This window comes from Pseudomonas sp. MAG002Y, from assembly GCF_019400845.1.
In the GTDB taxonomy this organism is placed as follows: domain Bacteria; phylum Pseudomonadota; class Gammaproteobacteria; order Pseudomonadales; family Pseudomonadaceae; genus Chryseomonas; species Chryseomonas luteola.
This window is the reverse complement of the sequence record NZ_WOEJ01000025.1, coordinates 23,059-49,219: the sequence shown is the minus strand read 5'-3', so window position 1 is coordinate 49,219 and position 26,161 is coordinate 23,059. Positions and strand designations below refer to the sequence as shown.

At 54.9% G+C, this 26,161-nt stretch carries 36 protein-coding genes; 34 read left to right on the top strand and 2 right to left on the bottom strand.

All coding sequences use genetic code 11. The features are described from left to right. From GM154_RS24075 to GM154_RS24050, 6 genes are all read left to right on the top strand, one after another. The coding region (locus tag GM154_RS24075) for a hypothetical protein (protein ID WP_219653712.1) at positions 1 to 389 on the top strand (389 nt) is incomplete at its 5' end. A gap of 163 nt (positions 390 to 552) precedes the next feature. Continuing rightward, positions 553 to 756 carry a hypothetical protein gene (locus GM154_RS24070; protein ID WP_219653725.1) on the top strand — a complete coding sequence of 68 codons (204 nt, stop codon included), beginning with the start codon at positions 553 to 555 and terminating at the stop codon, positions 754 to 756. After that, positions 753 to 1,055: a hypothetical protein gene (locus tag GM154_RS24065; RefSeq protein WP_219653709.1), complete on the top strand. Its 303-nt coding sequence runs from the start codon at positions 753 to 755 to the stop codon at positions 1,053 to 1,055. The genes GM154_RS24070 and GM154_RS24065 overlap by 4 nt, the downstream gene beginning before the upstream one ends. Continuing rightward, complete coding sequence (locus GM154_RS24060; RefSeq protein ID WP_219653708.1) at positions 1,055 to 1,534, top strand: VRR-NUC domain-containing protein; 480 nt, start codon at positions 1,055 to 1,057, stop codon at positions 1,532 to 1,534. Before GM154_RS24065 ends, GM154_RS24060 begins: the two co-directional genes overlap by 1 nt. A 109-nt stretch (positions 1,535 to 1,643) precedes the next feature. Next, positions 1,644 to 1,841, top strand: a complete 198-nt coding sequence (locus GM154_RS24055; protein WP_219653707.1) for a hypothetical protein — start codon at positions 1,644 to 1,646, stop codon at positions 1,839 to 1,841. After that, the gene (locus GM154_RS24050; protein ID WP_219653706.1) at positions 1,834 to 2,331 is read left to right on the top strand and encodes a hypothetical protein; all 498 of its coding nucleotides are present in this window, start codon (positions 1,834 to 1,836) and stop codon (positions 2,329 to 2,331) included. The genes GM154_RS24055 and GM154_RS24050 overlap by 8 nt, the downstream gene beginning before the upstream one ends. 82 nt (positions 2,332 to 2,413) lie before the next feature. Here GM154_RS24050 and GM154_RS24045 read toward each other — a convergent pair whose 3' ends face one another. Next, positions 2,414 to 2,734 carry a helix-turn-helix domain-containing protein gene (locus GM154_RS24045; protein ID WP_219653705.1) on the bottom strand — a complete coding sequence of 107 codons (321 nt, stop codon included), beginning with the start codon at positions 2,732 to 2,734 and terminating at the stop codon, positions 2,414 to 2,416. Beyond that, positions 2,718 to 2,972 carry a type II toxin-antitoxin system RelE/ParE family toxin gene (locus GM154_RS24040; protein WP_219653704.1) on the bottom strand — a complete coding sequence of 85 codons (255 nt, stop codon included), beginning with the start codon at positions 2,970 to 2,972 and terminating at the stop codon, positions 2,718 to 2,720. The genes GM154_RS24045 and GM154_RS24040 overlap by 17 nt, the downstream gene beginning before the upstream one ends. Positions 2,973 to 3,146: 174 nt before the next feature. On the opposite strand from GM154_RS24040, the gene GM154_RS24035 reads away from it, so the two are divergent. The 28 genes from GM154_RS24035 to GM154_RS23900 all read left to right on the top strand — a co-directional run bounded on the left by GM154_RS24035 (position 3,147) and on the right by GM154_RS23900 (position 26,159). Then, positions 3,147 to 3,461 (top strand): hypothetical protein, encoded by a 315-nt coding sequence (locus tag GM154_RS24035; protein ID WP_219653702.1) that lies wholly within the window; start codon positions 3,147 to 3,149, stop codon positions 3,459 to 3,461. Next, positions 3,461 to 3,793: a hypothetical protein gene (locus GM154_RS24030; protein WP_219653700.1), complete on the top strand. Its 333-nt coding sequence runs from the start codon at positions 3,461 to 3,463 to the stop codon at positions 3,791 to 3,793. Before GM154_RS24035 ends, GM154_RS24030 begins: the two co-directional genes overlap by 1 nt. Continuing rightward, complete coding sequence (locus GM154_RS24025) at positions 3,786 to 4,004, top strand: hypothetical protein (protein ID WP_219653699.1); 219 nt, start codon at positions 3,786 to 3,788, stop codon at positions 4,002 to 4,004. The genes GM154_RS24030 and GM154_RS24025 overlap by 8 nt, the downstream gene beginning before the upstream one ends. Before the next feature lie 22 nt (positions 4,005 to 4,026). Further along, positions 4,027 to 4,251, top strand: a complete 225-nt coding sequence (locus tag GM154_RS24020; RefSeq protein WP_219653697.1) for a hypothetical protein — start codon at positions 4,027 to 4,029, stop codon at positions 4,249 to 4,251. A gap of 2 nt (positions 4,252 to 4,253) precedes the next feature. Next, entirely contained in the window at positions 4,254 to 4,574 is a 321-nt protein-coding gene (locus GM154_RS24015) for a hypothetical protein (RefSeq protein WP_219653695.1), read from the top strand. Further along, on the top strand, positions 4,571 to 5,308 hold the full coding sequence (locus GM154_RS24010; protein WP_219653694.1) for a hypothetical protein: 738 nt from the start codon (positions 4,571 to 4,573) through the stop codon (positions 5,306 to 5,308). The genes GM154_RS24015 and GM154_RS24010 overlap by 4 nt, the downstream gene beginning before the upstream one ends. 171 nt (positions 5,309 to 5,479) lie before the next feature. After that, positions 5,480 to 6,019 (top strand): terminase small subunit, encoded by a 540-nt coding sequence (locus tag GM154_RS24005; RefSeq protein ID WP_219653693.1) that lies wholly within the window; start codon positions 5,480 to 5,482, stop codon positions 6,017 to 6,019. Further along, positions 5,991 to 7,886: a phage terminase large subunit family protein gene (locus tag GM154_RS24000; protein ID WP_219653692.1), complete on the top strand. Its 1,896-nt coding sequence runs from the start codon at positions 5,991 to 5,993 to the stop codon at positions 7,884 to 7,886. The genes GM154_RS24005 and GM154_RS24000 overlap by 29 nt, the downstream gene beginning before the upstream one ends. Position 7,887: 1 nt before the next feature. Next, complete coding sequence (locus GM154_RS23995) at positions 7,888 to 8,103, top strand: hypothetical protein (protein WP_219653687.1); 216 nt, start codon at positions 7,888 to 7,890, stop codon at positions 8,101 to 8,103. A 2-nt stretch (positions 8,104 to 8,105) separates the two neighbouring features. Continuing rightward, positions 8,106 to 9,710 (top strand): phage portal protein, encoded by a 1,605-nt coding sequence (locus GM154_RS23990; protein WP_219653685.1) that lies wholly within the window; start codon positions 8,106 to 8,108, stop codon positions 9,708 to 9,710. 2 nt (positions 9,711 to 9,712) lie between these two features. Then, the gene (locus tag GM154_RS23985) at positions 9,713 to 10,966 is read left to right on the top strand and encodes a S49 family peptidase (protein WP_219653683.1); all 1,254 of its coding nucleotides are present in this window, start codon (positions 9,713 to 9,715) and stop codon (positions 10,964 to 10,966) included. Next, positions 10,966 to 11,325, top strand: coding sequence for a head decoration protein (locus tag GM154_RS23980; protein WP_219653682.1), 360 nt, complete (start codon positions 10,966 to 10,968; stop codon positions 11,323 to 11,325). Before GM154_RS23985 ends, GM154_RS23980 begins: the two co-directional genes overlap by 1 nt. Before the next feature lie 62 nt (positions 11,326 to 11,387). Beyond that, entirely contained in the window at positions 11,388 to 12,389 is a 1,002-nt protein-coding gene (locus GM154_RS23975; RefSeq protein ID WP_219653681.1) for a major capsid protein, read from the top strand. 5 nt (positions 12,390 to 12,394) lie between these two features. Continuing rightward, the gene (locus tag GM154_RS23970) at positions 12,395 to 12,709 is read left to right on the top strand and encodes a hypothetical protein (RefSeq protein ID WP_219653677.1); all 315 of its coding nucleotides are present in this window, start codon (positions 12,395 to 12,397) and stop codon (positions 12,707 to 12,709) included. A 1-nt stretch (position 12,710) separates the two neighbouring features. Then, positions 12,711 to 13,184 carry a hypothetical protein gene (locus tag GM154_RS23965; RefSeq protein ID WP_219653676.1) on the top strand — a complete coding sequence of 158 codons (474 nt, stop codon included), beginning with the start codon at positions 12,711 to 12,713 and terminating at the stop codon, positions 13,182 to 13,184. Continuing rightward, positions 13,174 to 13,392, top strand: coding sequence for a hypothetical protein (locus GM154_RS23960; RefSeq protein WP_219653674.1), 219 nt, complete (start codon positions 13,174 to 13,176; stop codon positions 13,390 to 13,392). Before GM154_RS23965 ends, GM154_RS23960 begins: the two co-directional genes overlap by 11 nt. After that, complete coding sequence (locus tag GM154_RS23955) at positions 13,385 to 14,134, top strand: hypothetical protein (RefSeq protein ID WP_219653672.1); 750 nt, start codon at positions 13,385 to 13,387, stop codon at positions 14,132 to 14,134. Before GM154_RS23960 ends, GM154_RS23955 begins: the two co-directional genes overlap by 8 nt. A gap of 70 nt (positions 14,135 to 14,204) precedes the next feature. Next, a complete protein-coding gene (locus GM154_RS23950) occupies positions 14,205 to 14,504 on the top strand; it encodes a hypothetical protein (protein WP_219653670.1) in 300 nt (99 codons plus the stop codon). A gap of 105 nt (positions 14,505 to 14,609) precedes the next feature. Continuing rightward, positions 14,610 to 17,900, top strand: coding sequence for a phage tail tape measure protein (locus tag GM154_RS23945; RefSeq protein ID WP_219653669.1), 3,291 nt, complete (start codon positions 14,610 to 14,612; stop codon positions 17,898 to 17,900). 12 nt (positions 17,901 to 17,912) lie between these two features. Then, positions 17,913 to 18,425: a hypothetical protein gene (locus GM154_RS23940; RefSeq protein WP_219653667.1), complete on the top strand. Its 513-nt coding sequence runs from the start codon at positions 17,913 to 17,915 to the stop codon at positions 18,423 to 18,425. After that, positions 18,422 to 20,173, top strand: a complete 1,752-nt coding sequence (locus GM154_RS23935) for a hypothetical protein (protein WP_219653666.1) — start codon at positions 18,422 to 18,424, stop codon at positions 20,171 to 20,173. The genes GM154_RS23940 and GM154_RS23935 overlap by 4 nt, the downstream gene beginning before the upstream one ends. Before the next feature lie 3 nt (positions 20,174 to 20,176). Further along, positions 20,177 to 20,704: a hypothetical protein gene (locus GM154_RS23930; protein ID WP_219653664.1), complete on the top strand. Its 528-nt coding sequence runs from the start codon at positions 20,177 to 20,179 to the stop codon at positions 20,702 to 20,704. Next, on the top strand, positions 20,701 to 22,431 hold the full coding sequence (locus GM154_RS23925; RefSeq protein WP_219653662.1) for a hypothetical protein: 1,731 nt from the start codon (positions 20,701 to 20,703) through the stop codon (positions 22,429 to 22,431). The genes GM154_RS23930 and GM154_RS23925 overlap by 4 nt, the downstream gene beginning before the upstream one ends. A 9-nt stretch (positions 22,432 to 22,440) precedes the next feature. Next, positions 22,441 to 23,172 (top strand): hypothetical protein, encoded by a 732-nt coding sequence (locus GM154_RS23920; RefSeq protein ID WP_219653660.1) that lies wholly within the window; start codon positions 22,441 to 22,443, stop codon positions 23,170 to 23,172. A 44-nt stretch (positions 23,173 to 23,216) separates the two neighbouring features. Beyond that, positions 23,217 to 24,053 carry a hypothetical protein gene (locus tag GM154_RS23915; RefSeq protein WP_219653659.1) on the top strand — a complete coding sequence of 279 codons (837 nt, stop codon included), beginning with the start codon at positions 23,217 to 23,219 and terminating at the stop codon, positions 24,051 to 24,053. Beyond that, positions 24,050 to 24,565 (top strand): hypothetical protein, encoded by a 516-nt coding sequence (locus tag GM154_RS23910; RefSeq protein ID WP_219653657.1) that lies wholly within the window; start codon positions 24,050 to 24,052, stop codon positions 24,563 to 24,565. Before GM154_RS23915 ends, GM154_RS23910 begins: the two co-directional genes overlap by 4 nt. Then, entirely contained in the window at positions 24,565 to 25,098 is a 534-nt protein-coding gene (locus GM154_RS23905; protein ID WP_219653655.1) for a hypothetical protein, read from the top strand. The genes GM154_RS23910 and GM154_RS23905 overlap by 1 nt, the downstream gene beginning before the upstream one ends. After that, on the top strand, positions 25,095 to 26,159 hold the full coding sequence (locus tag GM154_RS23900; RefSeq protein ID WP_219653653.1) for a hypothetical protein: 1,065 nt from the start codon (positions 25,095 to 25,097) through the stop codon (positions 26,157 to 26,159). Before GM154_RS23905 ends, GM154_RS23900 begins: the two co-directional genes overlap by 4 nt. The last annotated feature ends 2 nt before the right edge of the window (positions 26,160 to 26,161 follow it).

The following is a 26,161-nucleotide window of genomic DNA, read 5'->3' as shown; positions in this document are numbered from 1 at the left end:
CGTTCTATTTTGTCCAGGAGGGTGTAGTTCCAGACACGCTCAAGCAGCGAAAGGACTGGCGTGGAGTCGTTCTTACCTTGGAGGACTTCAACGAAGCCAAAGGCTATCTGGAGACGCTGCTGGCCAAGGTCGATGCAAAAGCCGAGCGTCTGAGCGGAGAATTGCTACAGGCTCAGCAGCAAGTCAGCGAGTTGACTGCACAACTGGCCCGGCTCGGCAAAGAGACTGCTGATCCTCAAAAGAGTGACGCGCTAATTTACCGCTGGATACGAGAGCGAGGCTGGTTTCATCACCGGGCAGCCGAAGTGCATGGCCTACCTCATACCTGCTCTATTGAGGATATCGAGACCAGGATCCTGGAGATGATGGGCAAGGGGAGCATTCCGTGATGAGCCCCGTTGTAAAAGCCTTCCTCATGGTTTGGATCAGCATTGTTGGAATGGTTTGTATTGGCCTAGTCAGTGAGATGTATGCGCGTAAGAGCTTCACCATGTGCCTAGTCCAGTCTGCAGCCAATGGGTGGGCAGCAAAAGACGCAAAGGAGGCCTGTAAGTGATCACTCTTACCCGGAGTAACCATGACCGTACTGTCGTGAGCCTTCACCCTGACAATATCTCCTCAATCACAGAGGCAGCTGTCAGCTCACAGTGGCATGGCACCAGCAGCATCGTGCGTACGTTTGATGGACAAGTATTGGAGGTAATTGATTCTCGAGAGTGGATCCTTCGTGAGTTAGGCAAGGGTACTTCCAAATGACGAGCCAGGAAGAGTTTGAGCAATGGATCATTGAGGCTGAAAGCAAACCCCTAAGAAAGCTTGGCCTCAAGGGGGAGACACTCGAGCGGCTCATCCGTGATATCTGGCTCAGGAAAGATGAGCGAGGCAGGTATGTTGCTCCTCGCACAATTGAGCGCTGGGCTGACTGGCGCGCTTCACGCGACTACATAAAGATCATGGTTCCGTCCTATGAGGACGTGAACACGCTAGGCGGGCGAGAGGTTCGAACTCTATTCCTAGCTTCCCTGAAAGAGGCAGGACTAAAGGTGAAGCTCTGATGTCGTTACGCCTGCCTTCATTACCAACATTGGCGAAAAGGCCGCGCACTCGCTCAGTTAGTTCTGATAGACCCAGCGAACATGACGAACAGGCCAACGTAGTCACTTGGTTCAATCTCAGCTATCCGGCACTCAAAGGCTGCCTGTTTGCTATTCCCAATGGCACACACCTGGCTGGGAATCAAAAGCAACGCGGTATGAAGATGGCCTTTCTGAAAGCCGAAGGCCTCACTCCTGGCGTAGGAGATCTTTTCTTAATGGTCGTGAGACCACCGTATTCCGGCCTGTTCATCGAAATGAAGCGCCAGCGCTTTACCCCAAGCGATGTAGGCGAGGAGCAACGCAAGTTCATTAAGCGAGCACGGGAGCACGGATACCGGGCTGAGATATGCGGCGGGTTTGATGCTGCACGACTGATTATCCAGGAGTATTTGGATGGCTGCTGCAGCAAATCCCAAAGCAAGACAGACAAGGCGTAATCGAAAGGTTACAGGCTTCGCATCGCCACAGTTACCCAAGTTTGCTTATTACGAATGGCTTCTCACCGAGTGGGGACGATGGGTGAGATCAGAATATATTGGCGTCAGCGTGTCCCGCAGTCCCGCTGGCCTCAAACCCGTTTTGGATGATGACACCGGTATTGCTGTCGATCAGGCAATAGCACGTTGTGAGGCGCCTACCCGCAAGATGATCAAGCGGGTATATCTCTATCGCAACATATCCATTACTCCCCTGGTACTGAACGTCTACCTGGAAGAGTTCGACAGGAGCTACAGCGGTGAGTAGGCCTGACCCTAAAGAGCCTCGTCCTGCGCCAGTTTTCGATCAAGAGCTTGAGGCAATGGTCTCAGATATAGAGCTACTGGAGGCATGCGAGGCCAGGATGGACCGAGGCGAGTTGCTAAACGTCAGCAGGCAGGACCGCTATCGGCTAGCGGAGGCTGTTTTGACCTCGACCTATCTGTACTTCCTAATTGCGCCAGACTCGATGCTAATCAAGATTGCCAAGGGACGGGACGTAAAGAAAAGCCTACGGACCGTACAGACTCAGTCACCTGTTGAGATCCGCCTGATGGGAGCGGTGAGAGTTCACCAAGACATCCAGGATCGACTCCAGAGTCTGTTTGCGGCAACCCGCTCGCATGGTGACTGGTTCCATGCAACAGAAGACCTGCTCGACGTCATCCAAGCCGGTACGGAGCAAGGATTTAGGACAATGATGCTTCGCATGCAGTCTTTAAAACATAAAAGGTTGACAACGCGTATCAATAGATAGCAATATTTTCTGGTATTTTGCGGAAACTGCATTCCACGGGGCCGCACCCACTCGAACCCCGCCATTGAGCGGGGTTTTTCGTTTAGAGCTCCAACAGGTCAGGCTTAATGCCAAATGCTGCAGCAATCTTCTCGCGTGTGGCCTTACGAGGCTTGGCGACTGCTTCTTGCTGCGCATAGGCCGGCTGGGAAATCTCCAGGCGTCTGGCCATCTCTTCCTGGGTAAGGTTGAGATGCTCACGCCATGCACGAATAGCAGTGGCGCCGTCGACCATGCGGCTCACTACCTCGTGTGGGATCAGGTCATCCTCTATCTGAGCCACGTACTGCTCATAAGGAATGACAACAAAGGCCGGTTTCCCATCCGGCCCGTTGATTATCTGTACGTTAGTAGGTGCGTTCATCGCGTTTCTTAACCTCTTGGATGCTGACTATCTTGATGGTCTCTTCCCAGTTGAAGAAGACTCTGTAGTTGCCAACCCTCAGTCTGTATTGGTGTTCATGGTTGGTTAGGGCCTTGACGTTGACTATGTCGGGCATCCTTTCCAGTTCGGTAACCGCATCGCGTATCTGAACTTGATGTTTTGAGTGGATCTTCAGAAGTTGCTTAACGGCTTTCTTGGTCCAGTTAATCTTGTTCATGTGGCTTATTATAAGCCTTTTATAAGTCTTTGCAAGTAAAAGACTTATATTTATCCGTGAAAAACAGCCGCTCATCTGGCTTACGAATCTTGTGGTTTCCCCATGCTGGGGTTGTCCCGCTTGTGCTTTGGCGGGGCCTTAATTCGTTGTCTTTTTGTGCGCTATGAGGCCGCCATGCAAATTGAGCAGCTACTGACTGACCTGCTGGCATGGGCTCTGCCGGGGTTTCTAGGGGCTTTCGGCGGGATCATTGCGTTTCTGATGGGCCTTGCAAGCTCTTCCATCAAGTTCACCGCCAAAATGCTGATGGCCAAAGTGCTTGCGGCGTTTTTTGTTGCAGTCGTGCTGGCCCCGTTCCTTGATCCAGGCAGCGTGACACGACCTGCATTACTTATGTTGTTCGGCTTCTTTGCGTTTCCGATCCTCAAGCTGATTGAAAAGAAAGTTATGGCGCTGGTTGAGCGCTTATTTCCAGGAGGACTGAGCTAATGGCCAGCCTAGGGATCATTGCGTTACTGGTATTCACCTTGGCCACAGGGCGCATGTTGAACTGGATCAGGCATAACAAGCGCTTTCGGGTCGATGACCGCCTTGAAGTTACCTGCAACCTGGTAGGTTGCGTCATCTTCATGCTTACCATGTTGGCAGCATGGATATTCGAACCATGGCGTTTTGAGTCCAATTCCCTTATCGGCTCGCTGCTTTTGGCCTATCCGATCTATCAAGGTGTTTATGCCTACCATCGGGTGGACTGCATGATCCGAGGCCGCAACCGCCGAGGAGGAGAACGCAGGCAGGGAGACCGAGTCACCAATGGCTGACTATCGGCCTCATCCAGCAACATTGGCCAGAGTACAGCTGCTCGACACCATGTTGCTTCTGAGGTTAGCGCAGACTGGCGCAAAAAATTCCCATGAGGATGCTTTCCGCGCCTATGAGCTGGCGATCCGCGAGATCGAGAAGGCATTGACCTGGATCACGGCAGGTATCTTTGCCGACGGCTTCGGACCAGATAACAAACCTAAACGCTGACTACATGAGCTGGAGAGTTGCTATGAGTGAAGCAGTGGAGCACGCAGCAAAACAAGGCGCACAAGTTGTTATAGGTGAGCCAATACACGTTACCTATTCGCGCCTCGACAAGATCAACTCTGCAATTGAGATTTTGGTTTTTCAACTCAGAGAGGTAGGGGCTGATCACTTCACTAAGCCAATGCTACAAGCGCAGCTCGAGCGTTTGTTGGCAGCACAATTCGAAGCCATCAACTCGGATGACTAACAATGCCCAAGTCCTACCGTCGCAAGGTCACTACCACTATTAAGGCGGCGCAGTGGGACGGATCACTGGCGTGCGCCGAAAAGATCCGGGCAGCGATGGATGCCTTTGATCCTGCCCAAAAAGCCAAGATTCATATTGTGATGAATCGGGAGCGGACAGAGGTGGTAGAACTCACTATTGAGGGACAATGGACTGCAAAGCCTGGAGATTACATTGTCCTGTCCAGAGGAATGCTCTTCCCCTGTAAAGCAGACCTGTTTGAGCAATCCTTCGAGTTGGTAGATGGACAACCCCAGGAAGCGCTGGCGGATACGGAAACATGATCAAGGTCGAGTCGAGCAACCTGGGTAGCCAGTTAGCTTTTCTGACCGACCTTGAACAGAACCAACTGCCGTATGCGATGGCCCTGGCATTGACTAGGACAGCTCAGGAAGCAAAGGCTGCTATCGAGCAAGAGATGCAGAGCGTGTTTGACCGGCCAACTCGGTACACGATGAATAGCCTGCGCCTTATCCCAGCCAAGAAGAACCGGCTCGAGGCTCGAGTCTGGGTAAAGGATGAGGCTGACAAGGCCGCGCCTGCTACCAAGTGGCTGACCCCTGAGGTGTATGGCGGATCTCGTCCGGACAAGCGCAGTGAGGCCATGCTCAAGGCTCGAGGCATCCTGCCTCAAGGCAAGTACGTTGTACCTGGTAAAGGCGCACAGCTGGATCAGTTCGGCAACATGAAGCGTGGCCAGCTCACCAAGGCGCTGTCAGGTATCGGCGGGTTTACTGAGGTTGGCTATAGCGCCAATGCAACAGACAGCAGCCAGAGCCGGCGCAAGGGTAACGCCAAGCGCTTCTTCGTGATGCGCAATGGCAAGGTCCCGATTGGGATTGCTCAACGTACAGGCCGCAAGAAAGATCAGATCTCCATCCTCTTGGCCTTTGTTGACAAGCCACGCTATGGCAAGCGCCTGGACTTCTTTGGTGTCGGGCAGCGTGTCATTGATGAGCGCATAGGACCAAACTTCGAGCTGGCCATGACTGAGGCGCTACAGACGCGGCGGAAATGATGAAAAGGGACTCGAAATGGGGTTATAGGGTTTTTCTATTGATCGATGATTTTTGATAGATCACGGGTCCTTTTTAGGCCCCCCTACCCATTGCGGGTAATTCGAGGCTCCATCCTTCGCTAGATATGAAATTTTTTGGGGAAGGGCACTTCCGGTTCCGAGTCGTAGGCCATGGCAACGCAGCAAGAGATAGCAGATCACCTGGATATCACTGACAGACAGGTCAGGTCTCTGCTTGAAAGCGGCATTCTGTCTGGCTCCAGAGGTCGAGGCGGCCTGGATTACGATGAATGCCGGATTGCTTACATCCGTTATTTGCGTAACCGCGCTGACGGAAGGGTGAAAGCGGAAGTCCCTGCCGATGAGGAAGGGGATTCTTCCGGATCATTCTCGCTGGAACGTGAATACGCCAAAGAGCGCCTCAGACTGACATCAGCGCAGGCCGATGCCCAGGAGCTCAAGAACGAGGTGGCCCGCAGACGTAGCATACCGGTCGAGTTCGCGACCTTTGCTCTGTCCAGACTGGCGTCGGAAATCGCATCGATTCTGGACACGCTACCGCTGACCCTTAAACGCAAACACCCAGATCTTGAGGTCCGCCACCTGGACAGCATCCAGCGTGAACTGGCGCGAGCACGTAACCGCGCAGCAGGCCTTGATGAGCTGTTGCCTGGGTTTATTGATGAATATCTCGCTGACGCAACTGACTGAGTTTCAGGGGTCGATCAAGAAGGGACTGCAGACACTTGCCAAGCCGGCACCGCAAACCCCTGTCGAATACGCTAACGAAAATTTCTATCTATCGTCGGAGTCCTCCTATCAGGAAGGGCGCTGGGAAACTCTGCCGTTTCAGGTAGCCATCCTGAACATCATGGGGAATGACGAAGTAAGAACGCTTAACCTGCAAAAGAGCGCTCGCGTCGGTTACACCCAGATGCTCAAGGCCACAATGTCTTACCAGGTTGAGCACAAGCGTCGCCATCTGCTGATATTCCTGCCTACCGATGGGGCTGCTGAAGGCTTCATGAAGTCTCAGATCGAGCCCACTATCCGAGATGTGGCGCCATTAAAGGCCCTGGCGCCTTGGTATGGAATCAAGCATCGAAATAACACCCTCGAATATAAGCTGTTCACCAACAACAAACAGATCTGGTGCCTGGGTGGCGCCTCTGCAAAGAACTACCGGGAAAAGTCGGTCGACACTGTCGTCTATGACGAATTGGACGGCTTTGAGCCTGATGTTGAAAAGGAAGGCTCGCCAACATCGCTGGGTGACAAGCGTAATGAGGGTTCGACATTTCCCAAGAGCATCAGGGGATCGACACCCAAGATCCGCGGTACCAGCCAGATTGAGTCCAGTGTTGAGGAGTCGCCGCACTACTTCCGGTTTCATGTCCCTTGTCCCTGTTGCGGCAAGGAGCAATACCTCAAATGGGGTGGAAAGGACTGCGACTATGGCATCAAGTGGGATCCGGAAGCACCTCTGGATGCGTGGTATGTCTGTGAGCATACGGGATGCGTCGTACGTCACCACGAGATGCAGGCAGCCCAGGACAGGGGTCGCTGGATCTGCGAGCTGACAGGCATCTGGACGCGAGACGGGCTGGACTTCTTTGATGAGGATGATCACCCCAATCCAACGCCTGAAAGTGTGAGCATGCATATATGGGCAGCTTATAGCCCGCTCACTACCTGGGGGCGGATGGTTCTCGACTTCCTCAAGTCGTACAAGGACCCGATCAAGCTCAAGACCTTCGTCAACACGACCCTTGGGGAGACCTGGGAAGAGGAGCAGGGCGAGCAGCTCGACTGGGAAATCCTGTATGGCCGGCGAGAGGTTTACCAGGAGGTTCCTGCACCGGGTCTTGTTCTCATGGGCTCGATCGATACCCAGGATGACCGCTATGAGGGCCGGGTCTGGGCTTTTGGCGCTGGAGAAGAGTCCTGGCTTGTCGACAAGTGGGTGTTGATGGGAGATCCGGCCAGCGTAGAGCTCAGGCGCAAGGTTGGGATGAGGATTCATCAGCTCTATACGCGCGTGGACGCTCACAAGATGCGTGTCGAACGTTGGTGCTGGGACTCAGGCGGTCACTACACCGATGAGGTTTACGAAGAGTGCCGGCGTCACGGCGATACATGGGTGATCCCGGTCAAGGGTGCGAACAAGTCTGGCAAGCCCATTGCCAACTGGCCCAAGGCACGCAATGCCAAGAAGGTCTACCTCGTCGAGGTTGGTACCGAAAACGCCAAAGAACTCTTTTACAGCCGGCTAAAGATACAGCCCTCGCAGCCCTGGAAGCCAACGCCAGGGTGCGTTCACTTGCCGGCCAATGACGATATCTGTGGCGAGGATGAGCTCAAGCAGCTCACAGCGGAAAAGAAGGTCCTGCGCATCTCACGGGGAAAGCGAATTTACGTCTGGGAAGCAGGCGGCCGCCGAAACGAAGGCCTGGACTGCGCCGTATATGCCCTGGCAGCGCTGCGCATCAGCCAGCAACGCTTTGGTCTTGATCTTGAACTGCTAATGGGTGCCAAGCGCCCAGTAGCGCAACGCGGAACTCGAAGCCGGGTAAGGTGATATGCATACAAACACAGTAGAAACGCGGCTTTCCGAGGTCCGCAAAGCGATAGACAAGATCGTCAAAGGCGGCCAGATCGTACGTTACGGCGAGCGCCAGGTAACCCGTGCTGACCTAAAGCTCCTCCGTGAGCTGGAGGCGCAATACGCAGCTGAGGCGGAAAACAACGCCAAACCCCCTCGCGGCCGTAACCGCATCGGTTACTTCAGGATCTGACTATGGCTTGGTTTAACAGGAGCACGCCTGAAGAGCGCATGGTCAAGGCCGTTACCAAAGCTGCAGGCGATCTTGTAGGCGCGCAACCTCGAGCACAAGGCGGTGGAGGCGGTAGCGAGACGCGCTGGCGCGGTGCCTCTCGCGTACTGCGCTCGATGGCCAGCTGGTTACCTTTTTTGGGTAGCCCTAACCGCGATCTCTCTACGCCTGAACGCAAGACCCTGGTGGCTCGCTCACGCGATGCAATGCGCAATCATCTCATCGCACGTGGCGCCATAGTCCGGACCCGCACCAACGTAGTCGGTACCGGGCTAATCTGCCGGCCGCAGGTGGATGCCGATGCGCTTGGCCTGACCGAAAATGAAGCCGAGGCCTTCAATCAACTGATTGAGCGCGAGTGGACGTTATGGGCTGATGATCCTCGCGAATGTGATGCTGAAGCGACCCTCAACCATTACCAGCTGCAGGCGTTAGCGCTGGTCTCTGCTATGACAGGCGGCGACTGCTTTGCAACTACGCCCTGGATAGAGCGGCCGGGTACGGTCTACAACACCCGCTTGCAGCTCATTGAAACCGACCGGGTGACCAATCCCAATCAGCGGCCTGATACAGATACCCTTGTTGAGGGGGTTGAGTTTGACGAGTATGGAGCGCCGGTAGCCTTCCACATCTGCAATGGCTACCCAAACGACAAGACACTGGTAAAACCGCTCAAGTGGGAGCGAGTAGAGGTCTTTGGCCGTGAAACCGGTCGGCGCCGAGTGCTTCAGGTTTGGTGCGACAAGGAGCGTCCAGGCCTCAAGCGTGGAGCACCTTATCTGGCACCCATTCTTGAACCACTGCAGAAGCTCGAGCGCTATGCCAGCGCTGAACTGATGGCTGCTGTAATCAGTGCCATGTTCACCGTTTTTTTGAAGAAGACAGATGACTTCAACCAGGGCAATGCACTGGTACCGGCTTTCGGTAACGAAGCTGAATATGACTCACCTGAGTTAGCCCCAGTAGAGCTCGGTGAGGGCGCTGTGGTGGATCTGGCCGTGGGCGAAGAGCCTGTCATTGCCAACCCGGCAAGACCAAACGCGCAATTCGATCCTTTCTTTACCGCGATTGTGAAAGAGATTGGCGCCGCGCTTGAGCTTCCTGCGGACGAGCTCATGCTGCACTACAGCTCAAGCTACAGCGCCGCTCGAGCAGCCATGCTGCAGGCCTGGCGCTTTTACTCCATGCGCCGTTGGTGGCTGGTGTGTGACTTCTGCCAGCCCAGCTATGAACTGTTTTTCGATGAGGCAGTGGCCAGTGGCCGTATCAAGGCTCCTGGCTACTCAGATCCCGGCAAGCGTCGCGCATACACCCGCGCTATCTGGATTGGGCCAGCTCGTGGCGCTATTGATGAGCTCAAAGAGGCAAACGCAGCCGGCAAGCGCATCGAAATTGGTATTTCCAACGAGACCATGGAGGCGGCAGCCATGTCCGGCGAGAGCCGTCAGCAGATCTACCGACAGCGCAAGCGTGAGATCGATGAGCGCCGCCGCGACGGGACGTTGGTCATGTCGCCTACGACCCAGGATCTGCCGGTTGAAGAGCCGGCTCCTAAAAATGAGGAATAGCCATGCATAGCGCATTTGAGCTGGCCACGGCACAGCCCTGGCTCATGCTTCCCAACGCGCTTGAGAATCTTCTGGCGATAGCTGAGCGCAAGCTGGATCCGGACGCTCTCGAGACCCGCCTGGGCAAGTCACTGGATAACACCCGCACGGTCACCATGCGCGATGGCGTAGCCATCATTCCCGTGACTGGACCAATCTTCCGCTACGCAAATCTTTTCACCAGGATCTCTGGAGCTACAAGCACGCAAGTGCTGGCCACCGACATCCAGACTGCACTCGATGATCCAAAGGTGAAGAGCATCGTGCTCAACATCGACAGCCCTGGTGGAGAGGCGAATGGTATCAACGAGCTTGCTGATCTTGTGTATGCCGCTCGCGCACAGAAGAAGATCGTGGCGTACGTAGGCGGTACTGGCGCTAGCGCCGCCTACTGGATCGCCAGCGCTGCCTCGGAAATTGTCGTCGATGCAACTGCCGTATTGGGCAGTATCGGGGTTGTCCTGGAGGTTGTTACCCGAAAAGCTGCTGAAGGCGAGAAACGCTACGTCATCACCAGCAGCAACGCTCCCAATAAGCGGCCTGACATAGAAACCGAGGAAGGTCGGGCGCTTGTTGGCAAGACGATTGATGCGCTGGGTGAAGTATTTACGGCCAGGGTTGCACGTAACCTTGGCGTCAAAAAAGAAGATGTGCCGGCTATGGGTGACCATGGCGGGCTCCTGATTGGTGCCCAGGCTGTAGAAAGCGGCCTGGCCCATCGCGTCGACTCGCTCGAGTCGGTAATCCGAAAGCTGGCGGTGTCAGCCCCAACACAACCGAGGAAACTCATCGTGACCACTGTAAAAACTACAGCGGAACTGCAGGCTGCACTTGCGGCCGGTACCGATCCGCAAACCATCACAATTGCAGCAGAGCGAGTTGATGTTGAAGCCATCAAGGCAAATGCGCATCTGGAAGGCCGTAAGGAAGGCCTGGAAGCTGGCGCTGCTGCTGAGCGTGAGCGAATTGCAGGAATCCAGGCGCTTGCCCAACCAGGCTTTGATGCCGAGATCAAAACTGCAATCACTGAAGGCTTGAGTGTAGAGGCTGCAGGCCTTGCTCTTTACAAGGCAGCTCAGGATCGCGGTGTAACTCTGGCTGGCATTAAAAATGATGCCACACGTGCAGGCGCTGCTGCGCCCAAGGGTGAGCGTAGCGAGAAACGCACTATCAATACACAGTCCATCTGGGCAGGCCGTAAAGGAGTAAAAGCATAATGGTTAGTCGAATCATTACCGAAGGCGGGCGTATGGGTGCGTTCCTCTTGAGTGAGGCCGCTGGTGAACGCTCTCGTGAGCACATCATGATTCCTAAGAGCACTACCAGCTATGTTGCAGGCCAGATCATGTCCAAGAATGCTGCAGGTATGTATGTGGCGTTTCAGGCACCGGCTGCAGGCGCAAGCGTGGAGGTGGCCATTCTCTGGGAGGATCGTCCAGCGGATCCAGATGCTGATAGGCGAGGCGCAGCTATTGTTCGCGATGCGGAAGTGGCAGCCGATCTCCTGACTGGTCTGACTGACGCCTCTCGCGCAGCCTTGATTGCCCAAAAGATCATCCTTCGACCCGCTAAATAATCCATACCTGACTTTGAATCTCGAACCGCCAGCAGGCGGTTTTTTCGTTTCTGGAGAGCGAAATGCCCAGCTTAGATATTTTTAATGATGACGCCTTTAGCGTCACTGGTCTTACAGCGGCCATCAACCAGCCCATTGAGGGTCAGGCCACCTCGACACGCCTTGACTCCCTGTTTGAAGAGGAAGGCATCACTACCACTGCAGTCTTTATCGAGCGTGAAGCTGACCAGTTGTACCTGGTTCCGGCCGCAGAGCGAGGAGGTCCAGCGGATCCGACTATTGCAGACAAGCGCGACATGATTCCTTTTTCGACCATTCACCTGCCTACCCGCGGCACGATCATGGCCGATGAGGTACAGGGCATCCGCGCCTTTGGTAGCGAGTCGGAGTTGGAAAGCGTTGAAAACATGGTCAACAAGCGTTTGCTCAAGATGCGCAAGCGTCTTGATGCGACCATTCGCTATCACAGAGTAGGAGCGGTAACGGGCAAGGTCTATGACGCGGACGGACAGCGTGTTCTGTTGGACGTGTATGACCGTTTCCAAGTGCAGCAGATCACTGTTGCTATGGGCTTGGGTACCGCCACAACCAAAGTGCTGGCCAAGGTATCGGACGCCAAGCGACGCGCCGAGGACGTGTTGGGTGGAAGTGGCCTGGTTACCGGTTGGTTAGCTATTTGCGGCCGTAGTTTCTTTGACGACTTCGCGAGTCATGGCGCGGTTGCACAGGCCTTTGATCGCTTCCAGGAAGGTATCTTCCTGCGTACTGACCCCCGTGCCGCCGGCTTTCTTTACGGCGGTGTGTACTGGGAAGAGTTCTACGGCAAGGTAGGCCCTGTCGAGTTTATCGATACCAATGTTGCCTACCTGGTGCCGATTGTGGATGGCCTATTTATCACCCGCTTTGCTCCTGCGAACTATATGGAGACGGTGAACACTCTTGGCCTGCCGTACTACTCAAGCCAGGAGATGCTGCGCCATAACAAAGGTGTTGACCTGGAGGCTCAGAGCAACCCGCTGAACCTCTGCACCATGCCTCGCGCCATCATCAAGCTTACGAAGTAAGCCAGATGAGCAGTGATTTCGAGGATGCCTTTGAGGACGCCGATGAAGGGCTTTTCGATGAATTTGGCGAAGACGCTGTATTCATCGGAGACCAGGGCGAACCCCAGCGCAATGTGACCGTTGTTCTCATGCGAAACATCAGCGCCGCTGGCGCGGATGGCATGGTTGTGGTCATTGAGCTCGCTGCAGACTTGCGGATCAAGGAAGTACCTAAGGCCTACCGAGGATGCACGCTGCGGTTTGGGGATCGTCTGTATCGCCTTGATGACCACCTGGGCTCGGACGGCCTGGTCAATCGCTTCTCGCTGCTGAGGGTTTGACATGAATCCACTGACGGAGGCCCGGCGAGCCTTTGTATCTCACCTTGAAACCATCCTTCCGGAGAACGGCTACGAAACATCAGCCGGTACCAACGTCCGGACTGGATGGCTCAATGAGGTGATTCAGGATGACCAGGTGGGGTATCCGCTAATCGTTGTCCAGCCTACCAGGCCGCAGGTACCACTTCAGGGCGCGGAGGCCATTAAGGTCTTTCGGGCCTTTAACGTGGTAGGAGCGGTCTCGACTCAGCTGGATGATTATCAGGATGCGCTCGATCAGATTGAGCTGGACCTGCTCAAAGCCTTGTTGCCTTCACAAGGAATGCCCGTCTCATGGGCGCCTAGGCTTGTCTCGAACTTCACTCTCGGTGCGCCAGAGCCCTATCCACCGGGTAATGGTGCCAATGTCGCAACCGTTTTGATCCCTGTTCAACTTCATATCGTCATTAACGGAGTATATCCAGATGACCGCTAAATCACGCGCGGCCGATGCGGCCGACCTGGTCCAGGTGACCTTGAAAAATCCGCATAAGCATGCCGGTGTTCAATACCAGGCCGGAGACAAGATCAAGGTCACCGAGGCCGAAAAAGAATGGCTGACTAAGTTCGGCGTGATTGGCGCGAAGGCCAACGCCCCTGAGCCAGATACCTCAACTGAGATGGGAGCACAGAGCAATGGCTGATCTTCGTGGCGCCTTTCTGGGTGTAGGCAAACAGTACCTAGAGGATCTGGATAACCCTCGTGGCCTGATTTTCATCGGCAATTGTAGAAGCTTGAGTTATGAGGCGGCAACAGATGATATCGAGGAGCGTGACTACACCACGCCAGGCGGTGGTCTGGATAACTCCGTGCAGCGCATCAGCTCACTCACGCTGAACTATGAGGCCAGACACTACAAAGCGGCCAACATGGCTCGTGCCCTTTATGGATCGGCAACTGACGTGCCGGCAGGTACGGTTACCGGTGAAGCCCATCGAGCGTTTCCTGGCTCCTTGATCATGCTTGCGAACCCTGGCGTTACTAACCTGGTGCTTACCCCAGCAGCAGGCGGTGCTCCTTTGATCCTGGACACCGACTACACACTGGATCCTGCAGGCTTCCCCTTCATCGAGGAAATCGAGGATGGAACCGTGCCGGCAGAAGGGCTTGATGTCGTGGCCAGCTACAGCTATGCCCTGCATGCCACTGTTCAGGCGCTGGTCAACTCCGGCAAACGCTATCGCCATGTGTTCGTAGGCCTGAACGAAGCACGGTCAGGTAAGCCGGTAGTAATCGAGGTCTTCCGAGTGAATCACTCGCCAGCCACGCTTAACTTCATTGGTGATGACTTCCAGGGTATGGAGTTTACCGCGAAGGTTGAGAAGGACCCGACCCGCAAGGGTACTGGGCTCTCTCAATACATGGTTATCAAGGATGTCGCCTAACCGCTGACACTTGATCCTATCAGCCCCGCATGGCTCAGGCCTGCGGGGTTTTTTATTGGCTGGAGATCCTATGGTCGAGGCATCAACCCGTACTGTTTTAACGCTCGATGGCAAAGACATCATTGTTCGCGAGCTAACCGTTAAAGAGATCCGGGAAAGTGTTGCAAGAGAGGACTATGACCTCCTGAGCGTCAGGCTTTTCGATGATCTGCGTATTAGTGATATAGCTGCTTTCACCAGCCTGAGCGCCGCTGAAATAGAAGACATGACGCCCAGTCAGCTTGAGAAAGTACGCGGCAAGATTAAAGAAATGAATACCCATTTTTTCGCGATGCTGGCTCGTCTGGCGAAACCAGAGAGCACGCCTTGAGCCAGCTGGAAAAAACCATCTGCACTCTGATCCGGATCGGTCATCACCAGGTCCTGGACTACCCCTGGCGTTTATTCCTGCAAGCATTAAAGGCCTGACGCTTCTATGAGCGATTTAGAGTTCAAACTGCGCGCTGATGTGGAGTCAGCCAAGAGCGGCGTGGCTGGCTTTCGCAAAGAGTATGTCGAGCTGGTCAAGACCGTGGAGAAACCGCTGCGTCAGGTGGGTACGCTCGTTGAGCTTCAGACTCAGGCCAAGGGTACGGCTGCCGAGTTTTTTGCAGCCAAGCGCAAAGTGGATGACCTGCAAAAGGCCATGTCTGCCAGTACCCAGCCAGCTCGTGCATTACAGCGAGAACTCGCAGCCGCTGAGCGCACAATGGAGTCATCAAAGCGCAGGCTGGATCAGCAAACGGCCGCGCTGAAGGCGCAACGACAGGAGCTTCAGGCTGCAGGCGTAGACACTCGTAACCTGGCAGCAGAACAAGCGCGCCTTCAGCGGGAGCTCGCTGCAAGTACGGCCAGAGGCGGGCAGGATAGCCAAATTCAGAACGCCTTAAAGGGTCTGGGAGTTGCTCAGGCACGCGAGGCACGGGCTGAGATCGCTCAGCTGCAGCGCCAATATGAGCTGCTCAGACGCTCCGGATCAGCAACAGCCAACGAGCTGGCGCTGGCACAGAACACCCTAAAGCAGCGCATTGCGGAGACAGAGCGTCAAACGCAGAGCTTGACCCGCGCTAATGGCGACTGGACGCGCAGCCTCTCATTGGTCAAGGCTGAAATCCTCGCCGGTGCTGCGTCGTTCGGTACATTAACCGTCGCAGCCTCCAGAGGTTTCGATAAGTTTGCAGCCTTTAGCCAGCAAATGGCTGGTGTGCAGACCATTACAAACCTGACCGGCGATCAGCTGGATCAGATGGGCCAGCAGGTTCGCCAGTTGAGCCTGAGCATGGGTACGGATGCGGTTAACAGTGCTTCTGCTCTGCTCGATATTTTGGGCTCTGGCGTTTCGGATCAGAACGCCATGTCGGTGCTGACGCTGGCTACCAAAGCCGCCATCGCAGGGATGACGGAGACCAAGACGGCTGCCTCAACGGGCGTGACGGTTATCAATGCGTACGGGGAGAGTGTTGATAAGCTGGGCCTACGATATGACCAGCTTTTCCTCGCTATTCAGGACGGTGTGACGACCTTTCCTGAGCTGGCCGATGGCCTTGGGCAAATCCTACCTATTGCAGCTGCAGCGGGCGTCAAGTTTGATGAGGTGGCTGCAGCCATTGCCCGGATGACGGTGCAGGGCATCCGCACACCGATAGCGACCAACGCCTTGCGAGGAGCGATCACGGCACTGGCCGCGCCGGCACCAGAGGCCAAAAAGGCCATGCAGGCGCTGGGCATTGAATGGAAGGGGCTAACTAATACGCTGCAGCAGATTGCCAATGCCAAGCTTGGCTACGCAGCGCTTCAGTCCATCATTCCTGACGTTGAAGCGCGTACAGCTGTTGCTGCCCTGACCAAGGATATCGGGGGCTTGCAGGCTGAAGTAGGCAAGATGGCCAATGCGGCCGGCGCAACTGAACGCGCCTACAACATCATGAAAGATACGCCTCAGCATCAGATGGAGGCGTTCAAGGCCGCCGTGGGTGAGCTGCAGCTCGCCTTAGGTCAGGCAGTGGCGGCAGGGCTCCCGATTATCAACATGCTGACCGATATGCTGAATGCGTTTAATCAGCTGCCTCAGCCCGTTCGTGCAACCATCACTGGCATCGTGGCACTGGGAGCCAGCGCAGCCGCAGCTGCTCTGCTGATTCGAGCCCTAAGAGCACCCTTTGCCATGTTCCTCTCGCAGCTGGTGGCCACTCCTGCCGCAGCTGCAGCCGCGGGTACTTCTTTAGATGTACTAACTGGCAAGGCGGGCAAATTAAGCACAGCGTTTGGTGCGCTGTCCAAAGTGGGCAACCTAACCAGGCTAGGTGGGTATGGAATCATCGCGGGCCAACTGGCCGAACTCTATGACCTATACCAGCAGAATCAGGAGCTTGTTCAGTCCCAAGAGGATTACCGTAAGAGCCTGGCAGCAACCGTCCAGGCTAACGAGCCCTACCGTAATACCCTAATCCTGACAGCCCAGGAACAGCAGGCGCTAACAGTTACAGAGAAAGCGGCCTATGCCGAGCGGCTCAAGGCTGCTCAGACGTATTACTCCAAGCTTTCAGAACAGATCAGCCGCAACGACTTTGAGAAGAACGGTCCGACTGCAGCCGTATCTCCTGAAGCGCTTGCCGCTGCAAAACAGGCCAGCGCGTATCGGAAAGCAAGTGATGCCATTGCTCAAGCGCTCTCGGACAGGCAGGCGAAGGAAACCGCCTTTAATACCTCCCTCAAGACAATTAAGAGCAACGAGTTACGGACCGTTCAGGCTAATCTGGCCGCGCAGCTCACTGCCTACGAGAAAGCCAATGCTGCTCTGAAGAAATCGCAGGACCGTAGAAAGGATATCGCCAAGGACTTTGCCTCTCTGGTCACAGACATGCAGAGCGGCGGTGCAGGCAGCACCATCAATGATGTTTCCAGCGCCAAGGTGGCTGCGCGTAATGCGCTCCAGGCTGGGGACACAGCAGGAGCAATTCGCGAGGCAGAACGAGCAGCCAAAATCCTCCAGGACCTTAAACAAGCGGGAGAGAATACCTATGGCTTTTCCGGTATCGCCAAAGAGCTGCAGCAGATCGCCAACTCAGCGGCGCAATTGGACGAAGCCAATGCCCAAAAAGGCGTGGATGCTGCCAAGAAACAGGTCGATGACCTTGTGGCATATGCTTCGGCGCTGCAGAGGATCCAGATCGGATATGAGCCCAACGAGACATCCGAGCAACAGACTACGGCAAGGCTCCAGGCGTTGGCGCAGGCCTATGCCAAGTACATGACGATACCGGTCACGCTGACTGCTCCCGATAGCAACCTGGATGAGGCAGCAAACCTTATTAAATCAGGCGGGGCCTCGACAGCTAATCCTTCCTCATCAAGTACGCCTAAGTTTGCAGGGGGCGGCAAGGTCCAGGGACCGGGCACCACAACCTCAGACAGCATCATTGCCCGTCTTTCGAACAAGGAATGGATCATCAATGCTCAGGCTTCTGAGTATTGGGGTGATGACTTTCTGCGGGCGATTAATGCGCGCCGTTTTCCCAAGTTTGCAACGGGGGGGCCGGTGGGATCGGGACCAGTACCTAACATCCCGCCATTGGCGCCTTCGCTTATGCAACCCGCACAAGATAAGTATCTCGGAACGATGGATATGAGCTTTCCGGGTGGGGACTCGCTGACGGTGTCAGTACCAGCCAGTCAGGGAGATCAGCTGAGGCGGCTGCGTAAGAAGTTCGGGCGCACCCATTCTTAGGAAAGGAAATCGATGTCAAAACCTCAAGTCATGCTCGAAGATCTGCCGATTGTCATGCAGGCCGGGACGGTTACGCAACGCTATGTACGGGGCGCAGAGGGCCGCTCGTTAATCCGACTAAGCAAAGGCGCATTGGTGAGTATGCGGCACTGGTCAAAGACCACCATTACGCTGAGCGGTACAGGATGGATGGGGCCAGGTTTTGATGGGTTGGATTTTGATCTTCCACTTGAGCTCCGGTGTACCAAGCCGATAGCCATAACCAGCCGGCAAACTACCGTTTCCCTGCTATCAGTACCCAGGCCTGATGTCGCTCCATGGGCGGAAGCCTACGTTGACGGAGTGTGGTTGCCAGCAGAGGTCGCTGTTCAGGATCTAGTGGCAACTGTTGACGCGGTATCTGGAGCCGATCTCTATCGCGTCCTGTGGATGCCTGTCTTTACGGTATACACCGACGCGCCTGACGAATCCATGGACCCAAGTAACGCGACGTTTAACTGGACCATGACGGCACAAGAAATATGATTAATGGATTTGCGCTAAACAGCCAGCCTCTCAATGGTACAGACCAGAGCGGATCCAGTATTCCTCCGGAGAGTCCTGAGCAGCCCACGCCGCCTACACCTATCGAGCCGGGTAACTCTTTTGTCTGGACAGTGGCAGTCAGGATTAATGGGGAAGATGTCACGAGCCGGCTAACGGGACAGATCACTATCGATCGCGAAGAAGGTGCGGCAGGGCTCGCCACGTTTTCCATACAGCTCAGCTCTGGCCCTGTCGTTCCCACTGACTGGATTGGGCGTAATGTTGAGATCGACTTCCTGTTCTGGCGTGGCGATGAGACTCGCAGCGCTAGGCGCTACACAGGGCAGATATCAGACCCAACCTTTGATCCGTTCACTCGGGTGATTTCGTTTGAATGTACGGACAGCCTACAAAAACGGGTTGAGGCTATGAGCATTGCAGATATAGATGCTCTGGTAGGAGGGTTATGGTCTTCGGATGTATTTGAAGTTACCGAAGGAAGATCCCACTGGGATTACGCCAGTGAGCGTTTGAGCACACGTCCCGTGAGCCTTGATGCTTCACCATATGGAGAGCTGCGGGTCACTGAATGGGCAGCTGCAGCCCCAGCATTTATTTTTGGGGCTGGCTCAACAATATACGGTTCCACATCAGTCGAGCTCGCTCAGCTAGATAATCTGACGAATGTCGTTGTTATCGAAGGTGGCTATCGATTCCCTCGACTTTGGCAAGAAAACAACACCTATTCATGGACTAGCCCGCAAATGGGTGGGCATACCATGATTGGTCCTGGGTTTTGTGAGTGGCGCACGAACTCTACCGAACTGCCTACCAAAGCGATGGTATCTGAAGCACTTACTGGTTCTGGTCAAACGTTGATTGGGGCGGATTGGTTACCTCTTCCTGATAGTCACCCTGACCCATGCGACACAGGTGCACCCTGGATAAATACGTTCTATCCAGAACTGTTACTAGGCTTCACGGTTAATGCAGCCCGTCGCTGGACGCAGCAAGTTACTGAGCAGTACAGCATCCGTATCGAGGCAACGGCAAGCGTTGCGCAGGCGGGCGAGCAGATCACTCGCGAACGCCTAGCACTGCAAATAGAAAACGACCAGGCCGAGGCATGGGAGAGTGACCCTATCACCGAAGCAAAACCTGGCGGCGCGCATGATCTTGTAGATGAAGTGCGACGAGAAGCGGCTATTAATGTGCTGATGAATAAAGCCCGCACCACCATTCTGGGAGCGCATAGAGATACGAAGGTACGGATTGAAGTGCCAGCACCGATGGTTGTTGATGTCGATCTCATCCATACGCTGCGCGTTGATGACGCCGGTATTAAGGCTGTTGGCAAATGTAGTCATATTGAAGATACGTTTGATATGACCTCAGGAGAGGCCGTTACCCAGATCACACTGTCCGTTCAAAGGGGCGGCGATTCTATAGCGGTAAATGATCCGCTGGTAATGCCGCCGCTCACGCCGTTGGTAGACCCGCCGACAGGCAACACCTATGCCGGCCTATCTACTCAACTTTCCGGTAGATCCTCAGATCCGCCATTTGATGAAGACCTGGACGGCTTTTCCGGAAGTTTTGACAGTTACGACCCCGGAACGCCCGAGCGATACCCAAGACGCGTCAAGGTGACCGCTCCAGAGATCGACGAAGCCAGGCGAAACGAGCACGTAAACGAAGTGCCTGCTCTTATCAGAATCTCCATTCCTAATGATACGTTGGAGCTGTAATCCATGAGCGAAGCAGACCGCCGCGCCATTGGCGCAGCTAATGAGGCCGCACGCCGCGCTATAGGCACTAACAATGAAGCTGCCCGCCGCGCTATTGGGACAAACAACGAAGCCGAACGGCGCGCCATTGGAGCCAGAATAATTGCCGAGCGTACCGGCAGTACTGTTGAAGATCTCAACCGTCTGGTCAATCCAGCTACTAATCAGGGCAAACAATTACCAGCTATCGAAAAGCGCGGTGCGATGGCCCCTCTGTCCGGCGTAGGTACTTATAAACCACCGGCAAAAACTGCGACTGCAGGCATAGCTAGCCCGTTAACTGAAAAAACGAAGGTAGGGGAAGGAACGGACGAGTACGGAACGATTAAGAAAAAGAACATTCCAGACCGGGAGTGGTATCCAAATGGCTATCTGTCCAGTGATGGGCTGTTCGTATTGCCTGCAATCAAGACCTTGAATCTGACTGACGCTAATGGTGCAGAAGTTGTGATCAAGCTTGCTGATCCAGTGGGCACGGCGGTCGTGGAATGAACCCGATTCCACCTTGGGGCTGCCCATGGCATGGACTCGTTACCGATTACAAGCTGACCACCGCCAGTGGCAAGGTGATGGATTATCCCGGAAGGGTGAACCCTGGCGAGGTCTGGCGGTGTGGGTCAAACTCACTGATAGCGCACCCCAACGCCCCCAAGGATGAGCGCACCGCCGAACAAAAGGCGACGGACGAAAAGGCCGGGCGTGAGTGGAAAAATACCGCCATTTTGGCGGGCGTGGGCATTCTTCACGGCAGGAACCTAGGTGATGGAAACTGGCTATATATTGACCCTAAGGGTCACACCTGGCTGGTGCGTACCGGTTTCGAAGGGGCCGTGGCCCTTCCAATAAAAAACGTTGAAGTGATCCTGACGCGCTTTGGTGTGTTATCGGGAAAGCCCAAAAGCTACAGCTACACCGTAGCGCTGCCCGATAACATGTTGGGGCAAAGCACCCCAGCGGTGACCGATCCAAATGGCTTTGAGTCGCTTGGTTCGCTGATCTTCCGGCGCTTTGATACCAACAAAACCGGAAGCCGCTCTATTTTCAACATTGGCGTTTACAGGCTCGTTACCCCGCGTTTTGGTGATTCGTATGTACCAGCCGATAACGCTGCGTTTGGTGATTGTCCGTTGGGCTGGCTTGAAATCACCATAAGCGGTGAGGGAGCCGAAGCAAAAATAGGCGTAACCATTCTGAGAAGCCGGGCGCAGACCTTAGGCAGTTTGACCGACAGCGGGTCAACGCCTGAACCGGTGCAAATAGCGTTCAAGCATGACACCCAGACGGTAGACACCCGCGCACCTTTTCCGACCTGTACCGGAAGGATGACCCAGACCACAACTGCAAATTTTCTAGTCGGTGAGATTCCGGCCGCAGGGTCTGAGGATTTCACCGCCTTGGGTGGCGCGTTTATCTACACCGGGACACTACGCAAAAGCATTACAGGGCGGGTGATCGGCATGTATTACAACGAGGATGACACAGCTTCAGTCGTCACCGTCAATTTGACCTATACCGCCGAAGTAGACGCCCCTACACCATCGGCCTCAATTAATAGCAGGCATGTTGTAATCACCGAAAACCAGGGGGCCGCTGGTGATCGATGCAACGTTGTGGTGACTGTGCCCAGTTATTCTGAGGTAGCGCTCAAACGTGAGGCCAAATCAAAGGAGACCATGCGCCTTGAGCTGATGAGAGACGGGGAGGTCATAGACAGTCATGAGGAAGTTGTCACCCAGTCCGTAACCGTTGAACACACGTTCAAAGGCACAAAAGGACGGTTTCAAATTGATGAGGCCCTGACCGTCTACAGCAGCAAAAATACGTACACAAACGGCGGAACCTATAGCAGCGAGTCGAAGCCCACAAACGTGACAGGAACGCTGTTTTGGGAATTCGACGTGCTAAGGGCAGGGGCCGTTAGAGTTGACGGCATGCGGGTTTTGATCCCTGCCATATCCGCTAGCGAATGGCCGTTTAGCCCTAACCCTGGAAAGCTGGAAGTTGCGCCCCGGCGTTTTAGTAATCGCCTTTATGGCCTCTTTGTTCGCAAGGGCAGTACGGTTGAATTTACGGTCAATGGCGTACCCACCGGCACCCCACCGATACCACCGCTCAGGAATGAGGGCGTTGCCGCAGACGTCTATTCCACCATCTACGGTTCATGGAACCCGCAAACCAAACAAGCATTAATCAGCACTGATCCTGTTTATTGGGTCTGAGGTTAATCAATGGATTTTGTAAACAACTGGCTGCGCACCATTACGCTCAGCGCAGACGCGACAGAGTGCCCGTTAGATTTACCGGATGGGAAATACCTGTTGACGCTATCTGACGGCATAGGCGCAACCGCCAAACGCTGGGAGATCGTCAGCGCATCCGTCTATAGCGGCACCGGCTATTTATCACGGGGCATGGAAGGAACAACCGCCCAGAACTGGCCCGCTGGAAGCCAGGTTTATTGCAGCCTCACAGCAGGAACGTTGGGCGAGCTTTACAACGCTCTACGCGATACCAACGCCCGCGTAACCCGCACACAAGGCATGGTTGCAACGCTTGAGCAGGCGCGAACGGGGGGCATCCTAGTGGTTTCTGAACTATCGCGATATCAGTCAGACGTGTTCGGCTATGCCATGGAGGGGGCCACGTCATCCGGGGGGCAAGGCTATATTGCCCCGGCTGGCGCTAGCGTGATTCCGGGCGCAGCGCCAGCCCAGGGACAAGACGGCGAATTGTTATACCTGCTTTGGTACGAGTCCGGGGCGCTCAGAATCAGATTCAGGGGCACCTATCAAAGCCTAGATGCCTTCCCTTTTCAACACATCACAATTGATGGCCAGACGTTCAACGTAACGGATGGCTATTACATCGGTTTACCCGGCGGGCCTGAAAGCGGCGTGGAAATACCGGCACCTACGAACCCGCTGACCCCTGACATTCATAGCGTCAGCTTCACGCGCTGACGCTTACAGCACCCCACCCTCTATAACGTTAAGGCGGCCATTTTATGCAGCCCGCACAGATACCCCTACGCCTAATTCCAGGTGTTACCTCTAATCAGTCCATGCTCCTGATGCAGGAACGGTGGATCTACAAACCTATTACATCCATCCAAGCAGAAGCGCCGATCAGGCTCACCGTGCCAGATCATGGCCTCACCTATGACTGGCCTGTCTGGATCCACGATGTCCGAAACCTTCCAGCGCTAAATCGTCAGGCAGGCAAGACCTGGCCGCACATAGCACGTCTCATTGATGAGAACACACTTGAGATAAGCGACTTCGACGCGGCAGGCACGAAGCCTCTCGGCGGGCGCCTTGTATATCACCCACCGATCGATCTCACGAGCGTTGTGGCCACGCTCACCATCACCGGGTGCGAAGAGGATGACGAGCCCTTTGTCCTGAACACCATTACCGGAGGCCTGGTGATCGAGGGACCTGGTCGTATCCGTCGAATCATCGAAGCCGATGCTGTTATTCCAGAGCATGGCCACTACGAGATGACGCTGCGCTTTCCTGCTGGCGCTGTTTACCGCATAGCCGAGGGACCCATGACTACCGACACAACTGATAACCAGGACCCAGGACCGATGGTGATTGCCTTTGCTGTGCAAGGACCACCAGGTGGAGGCGGAGCTGCAGTAAGCACTGATCCAGGAAATGCATTGCGTTGGGGCTCGGATCAAGGACTGTACGTGCCTACGACGTCAGAATCTGTCGATGTGGATTTAACGGACTACTACAACAAGGCCAAGGCTGGCCAGGCGGTGCCGCTTCCCCCAGGCGATACCGAATCTGACCTGGTCAACGCTTACCTAACCGCACGAGGCACCACACTATGACTACAGAATCCCGTTTGATTGCCCTAGCCACTCTCTTGGGTCAAGACATCGCAACGTTAGCTGCGCGGGACGGCAATTTGGCCGACCTGCCGACAGCCAATAAAACAACGTTCGTTGCGGCTATTGCCGAAATTTATCAAATGGCCCAAGGCTCCGCAGGCGGCACAGCAGGCGCTGCTATTGACGACATGGCAGGAGATGGCAACACCACCGTCACATGGTCGGCAGATAAGATTTTTGATTCTATTCAGTCGGCTATGAATACGTTGCGCGATTCCATTTTGGGAGGTGCTGGCGCCGCGTTCGACACGCTGCAAGAACTGGCTACTGCCCTTGGCAGTGATCCCAACTTTGCAACAACGATCACGGCAGAGCTGGCCAACCGGGTGAGGTTCGACCAGTCGCAAACCCTTACCGCTGCGCAAAAACTACAAGCCTGTCAAAACATCGGTATAGGTGATCCTGAAGCTGACCTTGTGGCTGCCTACACCACCGCAAGAGGTACAATCTAATGCCATTAGCCGACCGCGCTTCAAGCCTTGCGCAGTCGATAGCGGCGGATATCAAAACCCTTGCCGGACGAATCAAGGGTTTTGCCCCTCTCGACTCGCCCACGTTTACCACTGTTGTGAACGTGCCTACTCCCGCAAACGATGACAACTCAACAAAGGCCGCGCCTACCTCATGGGTTCTGACCAGAATAGCCGCCTTGGTGGGGTTTTCGAACTGGTACAGGGAAAAGGTCCAAAATCTTGGCAACGTGAGCGGAGCAGTCACGCTTGATGTTGCCAAGGGTTCATATTTCAAACTCACTACCGCCGGTGCTATCACATGGACGGTGAACGTGACACCAGAAGCGGGCTACATCACAGCTTTTTCGGTAGAAATCACCAACGGCGGCAGCGGTTCGCATTCCTGGCCAAGTGGGATCAAGTGGCCGGGGGGCGCTGCACCTGCATTAAGTGTGACGGGAATTGATGTGCTGGTGTTTACGCATGATGGAACGACTCTGCGTGGCGTGCTTGCCGCTAAGGATTCACGATGAACGTCAGCCGCCGTCTGATGGGCATACAGCCCATAACCGCCGCCAGTAATGCGCGCAATGGTTATGCGGCCTTCGCCTGCAACACTACAAACGGTCTGCAGATGCGCAAAATTTCCGGGTCAACCATTACCGCACTTCCCTTTAACCATACGGGTTTAGGCAACCCCGTGGGGGTGGCGTGGCACCCATCCGGGCGGTTCTTGTACATCGCAACCTCAGTGTCACCGTTTCTGCATTTTTATGAACGCTCAGGAGACACCTTCACTAAACGAACCGATACGATTACAGGGGCCGGAGGCCAAGGAAACGCCGTCAGTGTGTCATCAGACGGTGCTTATTTAATAATGGGTATCTCTACATCACCCTATTACGCCATATACCGCCTGACTGATGGCGTGCCGTCGCAAAAGCTGTCCGTTCCTAGTTTGGGTTCCAGCTCAGCTGCAATTTCGGTAGCTATTAGTGCCAACGGCGACTTTGCTTTTGTAGGTATAAGCGTTTCACCTTTTATAGCCATTGTGCAACGCAGTGGCGACACTTACACGCGGACGGGAACGCTCGACATCAACCCAGTAGCAGCGCTAAGACAGATGAAGTTGGACGCATCAGGCGATTACCTTGTTTCAGTCCACAGCACGGGTTCATCAATGCGACAGGTTTTATGGAAACGCACCGGGGCAAACCTCACCCGCGTGACCGGCTTTCCTGACCAAACTGCATCATTTACCTATGGCTGCGCACTGAGCAAAAACGCAGCGCTTGTCACAACCGGATCAGCCGCTACCCCGGATGGAATCACGCTCAGGCTGTACGCCAACGACGGCGCGGACAATTTTAGTCTGATAGGTACACCCGATAAGGCCATCGGCACGGCACAGGCGCAGGATATGTCGGCAGAAGGTGATTTACTTCTGGTTTGGCATCTAACCACACCCTACATGGATTTTTTCAAACCCAGCAAAACCGCACTTGTCAGCCTGCCCGAAGTGCCGGTGGCTTCCACCACATCAAACCCTACCAACGCCGCATTGTGGCTTGAGCCGCTACCCGTTGCCGCCTAGAG